11 protein-coding genes are annotated in these 9,973 nt (G+C 61.1%); 8 read left to right on the plus strand and 3 right to left on the minus strand.

The genetic code is table 11. The features are described from left to right. The 3 genes from B3849_RS03065 to tldD form a co-directional block, all read right to left on the minus strand. On the minus strand, positions 1-788 hold a 788-nt coding region (locus B3849_RS03065; protein ID WP_286779804.1), incomplete at its 3' end, for a DNA topoisomerase. A 245-nt stretch (positions 789-1,033) separates the two neighbouring features. Continuing rightward, entirely contained in the window at positions 1,034-2,131 is a 1,098-nt protein-coding gene (gene dprA, locus B3849_RS03070; protein ID WP_278425802.1) for a DNA-processing protein DprA, read from the minus strand. A gap of 205 nt (positions 2,132-2,336) precedes the next feature. Next, entirely contained in the window at positions 2,337-3,761 is a 1,425-nt protein-coding gene (gene tldD, locus B3849_RS03075; protein WP_005851686.1) for a metalloprotease TldD, read from the minus strand. Between the two features lie 179 nt (positions 3,762-3,940). Between tldD and coxB the strand changes: the two genes are divergently transcribed. The 8 genes from coxB to B3849_RS03115 form a co-directional block, all read left to right on the plus strand. Then, complete coding sequence (gene coxB, locus B3849_RS03080; RefSeq protein ID WP_278375965.1) at positions 3,941-4,837, plus strand: cytochrome c oxidase subunit II; 897 nt, start codon at positions 3,941-3,943, stop codon at positions 4,835-4,837. Positions 4,838-4,900: 63 nt separating this feature from the next. Beyond that, entirely contained in the window at positions 4,901-5,836 is a 936-nt protein-coding gene (cyoE, locus tag B3849_RS03085; protein ID WP_005851689.1) for a heme o synthase, read from the plus strand. Beyond that, on the plus strand, positions 5,836-6,012 hold the full coding sequence (locus B3849_RS03090; RefSeq protein ID WP_005851690.1) for a hypothetical protein: 177 nt from the start codon (positions 5,836-5,838) through the stop codon (positions 6,010-6,012). Before cyoE ends, B3849_RS03090 begins: the two co-directional genes overlap by 1 nt. Further along, complete coding sequence (locus B3849_RS03095; RefSeq protein WP_005851692.1) at positions 6,012-6,587, plus strand: cytochrome c oxidase assembly protein; 576 nt, start codon at positions 6,012-6,014, stop codon at positions 6,585-6,587. The genes B3849_RS03090 and B3849_RS03095 overlap by 1 nt, the downstream gene beginning before the upstream one ends. A gap of 23 nt (positions 6,588-6,610) precedes the next feature. Next, a complete protein-coding gene (locus B3849_RS03100; protein ID WP_005851694.1) occupies positions 6,611-7,414 on the plus strand; it encodes a cytochrome c oxidase subunit 3 in 804 nt (267 codons plus the stop codon). Positions 7,415-7,534: 120 nt separating this feature from the next. Beyond that, on the plus strand, positions 7,535-8,239 hold the full coding sequence (locus B3849_RS03105; RefSeq protein WP_286779805.1) for an SURF1 family protein: 705 nt from the start codon (positions 7,535-7,537) through the stop codon (positions 8,237-8,239). A 5-nt stretch (positions 8,240-8,244) separates the two neighbouring features. Next, on the plus strand, positions 8,245-9,633 hold the full coding sequence (thrC, locus tag B3849_RS03110) for a threonine synthase (RefSeq protein ID WP_278425798.1): 1,389 nt from the start codon (positions 8,245-8,247) through the stop codon (positions 9,631-9,633). After that, positions 9,630-9,973, plus strand: a 344-nt coding sequence (locus B3849_RS03115; protein WP_286779806.1) for a M16 family metallopeptidase, incomplete at its 3' end; no start/stop codon positions are given. The genes thrC and B3849_RS03115, both read left to right, overlap by 4 nt.

Raw genomic sequence — 9,973 nt, forward strand, 5'->3', positions numbered from 1 at the left:
GTCATGAACGGGGCCGAGGGGTTGCGGCTCGCGGGTTTTGCCTCGACGCTGGTAACCGTCAGATCGCGGCTGGTAATCGCCTGTACCGCCATCTCGGCCTGGGTTTCATTGCCAAGATCAAAACGGTCCAGCTTCTTACCGGCAAGCGTCACCAGACGGGCCTCGAACTCTTGCCCGCGCGGCGTGGCGACCAGCGCCTTGACGCTCCAGTATTCGCGGTTGCGGAAGGCCTCGATCTCCATCTCGCGCTCGACGATCAGCCGCAAGGTGACCGACTGTACCCGCCCCGCCGATTTCGCGCCGGGCAATTTACGCCAGAGGACGGGCGACAGGTTAAAGCCCACCAGATAATCCAGCGCGCGCCGGGCCAGATAGGCCTCGACCAGTGGCATATCGACCTGACGTGGGTTCGCCATTGCTTCGGTCACGGCCTTTTTGGTGATCTGGTTGAACACTACACGGCTGACCGGCGTGTCCTTCTTGATCGACTTGCGTTTGGTTAGCGCCTCTTGCAGGTGCCAGCTGATTGCTTCGCCTTCGCGATCAGGGTCAGTCGCGAGGATCAATGCGTTGTCGTCTTTCAGCGCATCAGCGATGGCTTTGACGTGTTTCTTGCTTGCTGCGGCGACTTCCCAAGTCATGTCGAACCCGTTTTCCGGGTCGACCGATCCGTCTTTGGGCGGCAGATCGCGGACGTGGCCGTAGGACGCAAGCACGGTGTAATCACTGCCGAGATACGAGTTGATCGTTTTAGCTTTGGCAGGTGATTCGACGACGACAACTGGCATAAAATTCGGCACCTTGGATCAAATTAATTCGCGTGGCTTATGCTGTGACATGTGGCGTGAAGCGAAGTTTGTCAATCCGCAGAACAGCGCGCCCCCTTTGATACACGGGCTATAAAGCGCCTTTTCGGGGGTGTTTCACGGTGTAATCCGGCCGGGGTTCCGGCTTCCAGATGGTCTAAATCCCGGGGGCGCTTTGGAGGTTCTCCAAAGCGGGGGCTGGCCCCCGATCTGCGGCCGCGTCACGTTCAGTCCGCGCGGGATACCAGCCCGCCTGCATGGCGCAGGATATGCCCGTTCAACTCAAGCTCGACCAGAACAGGTGTGGCGATCCCCGGTGCGACCGCCAGATCGCGCAGCAGCTGGTCTTCGGCAACGGGGCTGGGGCCAAGGCGTGACAATATATCGGTGTGCAGCGCTGCAATGTCGCGCTGGGGCGCGGGGGCGGCTGCTTGGGAAATGGGCGGGCTGGTGGCGGCAGCCTTTGCCGGCCCCAGTTGATCAATCACATCTGCGGCATTGCGCACCAGCGCCGCCCCGTCACGGATCAGCATGTTGCAGCCCGCGGCACGGGCATCGAAGGGGTGGCCGGGCACGGCAAGCACCTCTCGCCCCTGATCCAGCGCGTCACGGGCGGTAATCAGGCTGCCGGATTTCGCCGCCGCTTCGACCACGACCGTTGCGCGGCTTAGCCCTGCGATGATCCTGTTGCGGCTGGGGAAATGCCGCGCCATCGGTTGCAGCCCCATCGGTTGTTCCGAAATGCGCAGCCCTTGGGCCGCGATGTCTTGGGCAAGCGTCGTATTCTCTACCGGATAGATCACATCGACGCCCCCCGCTTGCACCGCGATTGTGCCGGTGTCGAGCGTGGCCAGATGTGCCGCGGCATCAATCCCCCGCGCCAATCCCGAGACGACCGTAAACCCCGCCTCCCCCAAGCCGGATGCCAAGGCGCGGGCCATGCGCGTCCCGAGCGATGAGGCGTTTCGCGCGCCCACAATCGACACCAAGGGGCGGTGCAGCAGCTCGATATCTCCGATTGCCCATAGAAACGGGGGGGCGTCGTCAAGCTCTGCCAGAGGAGGGGGGTAGGCTGCGCAATCATGGGCAATCAATCGCGCATTCGCGGCCTTTGCCGCGCGCAGCTCTGCGTGCACGACATTCTCGGGGCAGATGCGATAGTCTTTCACACCTGCGGCGCGGGCGACGTCCGGCAACGCCTCAAGCGCGGCACGCGCGGTACCGTATTCGCGCAGCATACGGTAATAGGTGACAACGCCGACACGGCGCGAGCGCAACAGACGAAGCCGCGCAAAGCTGTCGTCTTCCAGGGTGGGTGGGACCAAGGGGGGCGTGGAAGAGGGAAGAGGAAGGAGTGTTGTTCCTGTCAGTCATCCCGCGTCTCCGTCCGTTGCATCACCAGCTTTAGGCAAAGCTGCTTAACGAAACGTGAACGGCGAAGGTTTAATCCGAACTATCAATCTTCTTCGGTGCGCGATCCTGTATCGGATCACCGAAGCACCTAAGTGCATTCCGGTAATCCGTTTTCACTTAGGCGGCAGCGGCACCGCCGACGGTCAGGCCGCCGATCATCAATGTGGGCTGTCCAACGCCCACGGGCACCCATTGGCCCGCCTTGCCGCAGTTGCCCATGCCCGGATCCAGCGCGGGATCATTGCCGATGGCGCGGATCTGTTGCAGCGCCGTGGCCCCGTCTCCGATCAGCGTGGCCCCTTTGACGGGGTCGCCGACCACGCCATTGCGCACACGGTAGGCTTCGGTGCAGGAGAAAACGAACTTGCCGTTGGTGATATCCACCTGCCCGCCGCCAAAACCGACCGCATAGATGCCGTCCTTGAGGTCCGCGACGATATCACCGGGGGCCACGTCGCCGCCCAGCATATAGGTGTTGGTCATGCGCGGCATCGGGGTGTGGGCATAGGATTCGCGGCGGCCATTGCCGGTTGGGGCCACGCCCATCAGCCGGGCGTTCTGCCGGTCCTGCATATAGCCTACCAGCACACCGTCCTCGATCAGCACATTCTTGGCCGAGGGCGTGCCCTCGTCATCAACAGAGATAGACCCGCGCCGGTCGGGGAGGGTGCCATCATCCAGCACCGTCACGCCTTTGGCGGCGATGCGTTGGCCCATGAGCCCGGCAAACGCGCTTGAGCCCTTGCGGTTGAAATCCCCTTCCAATCCGTGACCGATGGCCTCGTGCAGCAGGATGCCGGGCCAGCCGGGGCCAAGCACAACATCCATGACGCCCGCAGGCGCAGGCACGGCACGCAGGTTGACGCAGGCGATGCGCAGGGCCTCGCGGGTTTTGGCCTGCCAGTCGGCGGGGTCCAGCAGCCCGTCCAGCCCGACACGCCCGCCACCACCGGCGGTCCCGCTTTCGCGGCGGCCATCCTGTTCGACGATCACCGACACGTTCACCCGCGTCATCGGGCGCACATCGCGGACAGAGGTGCCCTCGGGGCGCAGAATCTCGACCTCCTGGATAGAAGCAGAGATAGAGGCAGAAACCTGCACGACACGCGCATCAAGACTGCGGGCGAAATCATCGATCTCGCGCAGGGTGTCGACCTTGACGGGAAAGGCCGCGCCCGCGATCGGGTCTTCGTCGGTATAGAGCTTTTGATTGGTCGCGGCTGGCGCATCCGCCCATGTGCCGCCCCCCGCACCCACGGCCAGCCGCGCGGTTTCGCTTGCGCGGCGCAGGGCGGCTTCGGTGATCTCGGTCGAGTGGGCATAGCCAGAGACATCGCCCCGCACCGCCCGCAGGCCAAAGCCTTCGGAGGCATCGTAGCTGGCCGTTTTCAGCCGCCCGTCGTCAAACACCAAACCTTCAGACCGCCGACGTTCGAAAAACAGTTCCCCGTCGTCGGCACCTGCCACAGCGTCGCGCAGGATGGACAGCGCGGCGTCACGGTCAAGCTGCGCCTCAAAGGGGTTGAAAGGCGGCTGGCTCATAAAAATGTTCCCTGAATCGTGTCATAAAAATCGCTTCGCGTCCGTTTGACGCAAGCAGAAGTCTTTATCTTGAAGTTAGAATATGATTGTAAGCGTACAGATTACAACGGGACAGCTGCCTCCAATTGCGGGGTGCTGCTGGGATTCGCTTATCAATGGTCACAAGATCAGGACGACATATGAAACATCTTCTCTCTTTTTCGGGTCTCATGGCCGCTTTTTCCGCCGTGCCAGCAATGGCGCAGGAAAACCTTCGCATCGACGGGCTGGAAATCATTGGTGAGCCGGTAGACGGCAAGATGGGCTTTCAGCCAGCCGTGACCCGCGTCGCGCAAGACATCCACGATCTGGACCACCTGATCCTGATCATCATCACCTTGATCACCATCTTCGTGACCGGTCTGGTCCTTTGGGTGGCGATCCGCTATAACCGCAAGCGCAACCCCGTTGCCGCGTCCTTCACACACCACACGCCGGTTGAAATCCTCTGGACCGTCGCACCGATCGTGATTCTGGTGCTGATCGGGGCCTATTCGCTGCCGATCCTGTTCCGTCAGCAGGAAATCCCGCAGGCCGACCTGACCATCAAAGCGACCGGCAACCAGTGGTACTGGTCCTATGAATATGTCGACGAGGGCTTTGGCTTTGACAGCTACATGATCGGTGCACCGGCTGTTGGCGGCGAAAACCGCAAAACACCCGAAGTGATCGCGCAGCTTGAAGCAGCCGGCTATACCGAGCAGCAGTTCCTGCTGGCGACCGATACCGCCGTTGTGATCCCTGTCGGTCAGACCATCGTTGTTCAGGTCACCGGTTCGGACGTGATCCACTCCTGGGCGATGCCCGCCTTCGGTGTGAAACAGGACGCCGTGCCCGGCCGCCTGGCGGAAACATGGTTCACCGCCGAGAAAGAAGGCGTGTACTTCGGTCAGTGTTCCGAACTGTGCGGCAACGCCCACGCCTATATGCCGATCACTGTGAAAGTCGTCTCGGAAGAGGCCTATGCCCAGTGGCTTGGCAACGCGAAAGAAGAATATGCGGGCATCCCGCAGACTCTGACCGTTGCGTCCAAGTAAGGCACAATTGCTGATGCGGGGTGCGCGAGGCGCGCCCCGGGTTCCTTTTGTATGAGAGATCGCATGACAGATACCAGCACGACACCTGCGGGCGAGTATGAGGCGCAGTTCGGCGATTATTTCGCCCTGATGAAGCCGCGCGTCATGCAGTTGGTGGTATTTACCGCACTTGTTGGCATGCTCGCCGCGCCCGAGTCTGTGCATCCCGTGATCGGCTTTGCCTCGATCCTGTTTGTCGCCATCGGGGCAGGGGCCTCGGGGGCGCTGAACATGTGGTGGGACGCCGACATCGACGCGATCATGCGCCGGACCCAAGGCCGCCCGATCCCGTCGGGGCGCGTCCAGCCGGGCGAAGCACTGGCGATCGGTGTGGCGCTGTCGGGCATGTCTGTCGTCATGCTGGGGCTGGCGGCCAACCTGCTGGCCGCGGGTATGCTGCTGTTCACGATCCTCTTCTACGCCGTTTTCTATTCCATGTGGCTTAAGCGTGCGACGCCGCAGAACATCGTCATCGGCGGTGCTGCGGGGGCGTTCCCGCCCGTGATCGGCTGGATCATCGCCACCGGCAGCTTTTCGGTCGAGGCATGGCTGATGTTCGCGCTGATTTTCATGTGGACCCCGCCGCACTTCTGGGCCTTGGCGCTGTTCATGCGCAATGACTATGACGACGCGAAGGTGCCGATGCTGACCGTGACCCACGGCCGCCGCTCTACCCGGCGTCACATTCTGGCCTATACTGTTTTGCTGGTCATTCTGGCGGTCGGCACCGGCTTCACCTCGATCGGCGGGCCAATCTATCTGGCGACCGCGGGCGTGCTGAACCTGTTGTTCCTGATCGGGGCCTTCCGCATCTGGCAACGTGATGAAGACGACAGCGAAGCCGATGATTTCCGCGTTGAACGCAAGTTCTTCCGCCTGTCGCTATGGTATCTCTTCTTGCACTTCGGTGCCATTTTGCTTGAGGCCACCCTGCGGGGCTACGGCTTGGGAGGCTGGTAATGGGCATTCGCGCTGAACACGAGATTCACACACGCCGCCGCGGGCGCAACCTTGGCGTCGGTCTGCTGCTGGCCGCCTTCGTTGTGCTGGTCATGGCGCTGACCTTTGTCAAAATCACCAACATCGATTTCAACGATCTGCCCGGTGGTGAGCTTCAAACACAGGAGAGCAACTGATGGCCCTGTCCGGACCCGCGAAGACTGTGGTGCAAACCGTCTCTGTCGTCATCCTGATGGGGGGGCTGGCTTGGGCATCGGTGCCGTTCTACGATTGGTTCTGCCGCGTCACCGGCTTTGGCGGGACGCCGGGACAGGTCGCGGGGGCCGAGGGCGAGGTGCTGGATCAGACGATCAAGGTGCGTTTCGACGGCAGCTTGAACGAAGACATGCCGTGGGAATTCAAGCCCGTCGTCAACGAGATGGAACTGCGCATCGGCGAGACAGGGCTGGCGTTCTACGAGGCCTATAACCCAACCGATCACCCCGTCGCGGGGCAGGCGTCCTACAACGTGACGCCCTATGCCGCCGGGGCCTTCTTTGAAAAGATCGAATGTTTCTGCTTTACTGAACAGGTGCTCGCCCCCGGTGAGCGTGTTCAAATGCCCGTCAGCTTCTTTGTTGACCCCGAAATCGTCGAAGACCGTGATGGCAAGTATGTACATACGATCACACTGTCTTATACGTTCTATGAAATTGACCTGCCCGAGGACTATGAAGCCCCCGATCAGGACAGCGAGACAAACCTGAATTAAGAAAAAGGTGAGGGACTGAACCAATGGCCCATGAAAAGAACCATGACTATCACATTCTGCCGCCGTCCACATGGCCATTGCTCAGCTCCATCGCCGGCTGTGTCATGCTGGTTGGTGGTGTCTTCTGGATGCACGATGTAACCCCCTTCGTCTTCTTGGGTGGTCTGGTTGCCGTTCTGTACTGCATGTTCGGATGGTGGTCCGAGGTTGTTGCTGAAAGCCATGTCGGCGATCACACCAACGTCGTGCGCATCGGTCTGCGCTATGGCTTCATCCTGTTCATCATGTCCGAAGTGATGTTCTTTGTGGCGTGGTTCTGGACCTTCTTCAAAGAAGCGCTGTACCCGATGGATGAATTCCCGGGCTCCACATATGTGCAGCCGGATATCATTCCCGTTGACGCCTTCCACCTGCCGCTGATCAACACGCTGATCCTGCTGCTGTCGGGCTGCGCTGTCACATGGGCACACCATGCGCTGGTACATGAAAACAACCGCAAAGACCTGATCGCCGGCCTGTCCATCGCGATTGTTCTGGGCATGCTGTTCACCGCGTTCCAGGCCTATGAATATTATGAACTGCTGGCCCATGACGACTGGACCTTCGGCGGCGACCTGTTCTTCTCCAGCTTCTTCATGGCGACAGGCTTCCACGGTTTCCACGTTGTGATCGGCACGATCTTCCTTGCGGTCTGCCTGTTCCGCGCGATGAAAGGCCACTTTACCCAAGAGCAGCACGTAGGCTTCGAAGCGGCTGCCTGGTACTGGCACTTTGTTGATGTGGTCTGGCTGTTCCTCTTCTTCGCCGTCTACATGTGGGGCATCTAAGCCCGCAGTCGGCTTGCAAACCGGGCCGCAATCACTAAAAGCAACAGGCGCGCGAGGGGGACCTTGCGCGCCTTTGCATTGCCGCCACCCGTCCACGGGTGCCAACCTCAAGAGAGCTTTATGCGTCGTACGCTATTCCTGCTGATTGTCGGCCTTGGCGGGGCTGCTATCCTGATCTGGCTGGGCGTTTGGCAGATCCAGCGGCTGGCGTGGAAAGAGGCGATCATCGCCGACATCAACACCCGCATCGCCGCCGCCCCCGTCGACCTGCCCCCTACCGTCAACGCCGAGGATGACGCCTATTTGCCCGTCGCGGTGACCGGCTCCTTCGACGCAGGCGAGGTGCATGTGCTTGTGTCCCAGAAAGACGTCGGCGCAGGCTACCGCGTTATCGCGCCTTTCGCGCTAGAGGATGGCCGCCGCATCATGGTCGACCGCGGCTTTGTCCTGACGACGGACAAGGACGCCCCCCGCGCTTTGGGCCCCGCGACGGTGACGGGCAATCTGCAATGGCCGCGCGAAACCGATAGCTTCACGCCCGAGGCCGACCTGAAGGGCAACATCTGGTTCGCCCGCGATGTGCCGGATATGGCGCAAACGCTTGGCACCGACCCCGTTCTTCTGGTTGCGCGCAGCAGCACGCCTCCGGCAGCGGGGATCAGCACGCCTCCGGCAGCGGGGATCAGCCCGTTGCCCGTCGATACCGCCCGTATTCCCAACGACCACTTGCAATATGCCGTCACTTGGTTCTCTCTTGCCGCGATCTGGCTTGGGATGAGCCTGTTCTTCTTGCGCCGCCGCCGCGCGCCCAAAACCGAAAGCTGACCCTTATGCGTTATGTCTCCACCCGTGGTTCCGCCCCCGTTTTGTCGTTCGAAGAGGCGCTGCTGACCGGCCTCGCCCGTGACGGCGGCCTGTATGTGCCCGAAACGATCCCGACGCTTGGCACCGATGAGCTGCGCGAGATGGCCACGATGTCCTACGAGGATGTCGCCTTTCGTGTGATGAAACCCTTTGTCGGCGACACATTCAGCGAAGATGAATTCAAGGCGCTGATCGCCAAGGCCTATGCGGGCTTCAACCACAAGGTGCGCGCGCCGCTGGTGCAGCTTGAACAGGGGCACTTCCTGCTTGAACTGTTCCACGGTCCTACGCTGGCGTTCAAAGATTTTGCCATGCAGTTGATCGGCCACATGTTCCAGGCCGTTCTGTCGCGCAAGGGGGAACGGGTGACCATCGTCGGTGCGACCTCGGGCGATACCGGATCGGCCGCGATCGAAGCCTTCCGCGGGCTGGATAACGTCGATGTCTTCATCCTCTTCCCCCACGGCCGCGTGTCCGAAGTGCAGCGCCGACAGATGACCACACCATCGGAAAGCAACGTGCACGCGCTGGCGCTGGACGGTGATTTCGACGACTGTCAGGCCCGCCTGAAAGACATGTTCAACGACCACGCTTTCCGTGACGGGGTGCAACTGGCAGGGGTCAATAGCATCAACTGGGGCCGCGTGCTGGCGCAGGTGGTCTATTACTTCACCGCAGGGCTCGCTATGGGCGCGCTGGACCGCAAGGTCAGCTTTACCGTGCCCACGGGCAACTTCGGCGACATCTTCGCGGGCTATATCGCGCGCGAAATGGGACTGCCGATTGCCGATCTGGTGGTTGCGACCAACCAGAATGACATCCTGCACCGCTGCCTGACCACAGGCGGCTACCACAAGGGCGAGGTTCATGCCTCTATCAGCCCATCGATGGATATTCAGGTCAGCTCCAACTTTGAACGCGCCTTGTATTTCGCCTATGGCCAAGACAGCGATGCGATCAATGCGCTGATGGGCGATCTGGCGAAGGGTGGGTTCGACGTGGGCGACAATGCCCTGCGCGACCTGCAAAACACCTATAAATCCGGCCGCGTGTCCGAAGAGGAAACCAGCGAGACGATCAAGACCTTCTACGCCGACACAAATGAGCTTCTGTGCCCGCATTCTGCCATCGGGGTGCGCGTGGGGGCGGCCTTGCGTGATCCGGCGACGCCGATGATCACGCTGGCCACCGCGCATCCGGCCAAGTTCCCCGACGCGGTCGAAGCCGCCACAGGCCAGCGCCCGCCGCTGCCTGACCACATGGCCGATCTGTTCGACCGCGAAGAACGCGTGACCCGCGTGCCGAACGACCTTGAGGCGCTCAAGGATATCATTAAAGGGGGCATCGCTCAGTGAGCTTGCAACAACACCGCCTGTCCAACGGCTTTCGTATCGTAACCGAACATATGCCGGGGCTTGCATCGGCATCTATCGGGGTCTGGGTTTCGGCGGGCGCGCGGCATGAGACGGCCACGCAAAACGGTATCGCGCATTTCCTTGAGCATATGGCGTTCAAGGGCACGGCCAAGCGCACGTCGTTGCAAATCGCAGAAGCGATCGAGGATGTGGGCGGCTATATCAACGCCTATACCTCGCGTGAAGTGACGGCTTATTACGTGCGCGTGTTGGAAAATGACGTGTCGCTGGGGCTGGATGTGATCGCGGATATCTTGCGCAATCCCGTCCTTGATAATGG

Origin of the sequence: Sulfitobacter sp. UBA4523 (assembly GCF_002388305.1) — a bacterium.
GTDB classification, from domain to species: Bacteria; Pseudomonadota; Alphaproteobacteria; order Rhodobacterales; family Rhodobacteraceae; genus Sulfitobacter; species Sulfitobacter pontiacus.

Excerpts from the sequence above, each read along its gene's own strand:
- tldD (WP_005851686.1), bottom strand. The coding sequence starts at position 3,761 with ATGAGCCAGCCGCCTTTCAACCCCTTTGAGGCGCAGCTTGACCGTGAC.
- B3849_RS03090 (WP_005851690.1), top strand. The coding sequence starts at position 5,836 with ATGGGCATTCGCGCTGAACACGAGATTCACACACGCCGCCGCGGGCGC.
- B3849_RS03100 (WP_005851694.1), top strand. The coding sequence starts at position 6,611 with ATGGCCCATGAAAAGAACCATGACTATCACATTCTGCCGCCGTCCACA.
- B3849_RS03095 (WP_005851692.1), top strand. The coding sequence starts at position 6,012 with ATGGCCCTGTCCGGACCCGCGAAGACTGTGGTGCAAACCGTCTCTGTC.
- cyoE (WP_005851689.1), top strand. The coding sequence starts at position 4,901 with ATGACAGATACCAGCACGACACCTGCGGGCGAGTATGAGGCGCAGTTC.
- coxB (WP_278375965.1), top strand. The coding sequence starts at position 3,941 with ATGAAACATCTTCTCTCTTTTTCGGGTCTCATGGCCGCTTTTTCCGCC.
- thrC (WP_278425798.1), top strand. The coding sequence starts at position 8,245 with ATGCGTTATGTCTCCACCCGTGGTTCCGCCCCCGTTTTGTCGTTCGAA.
- B3849_RS03105 (WP_286779805.1), top strand. The coding sequence starts at position 7,535 with ATGCGTCGTACGCTATTCCTGCTGATTGTCGGCCTTGGCGGGGCTGCT.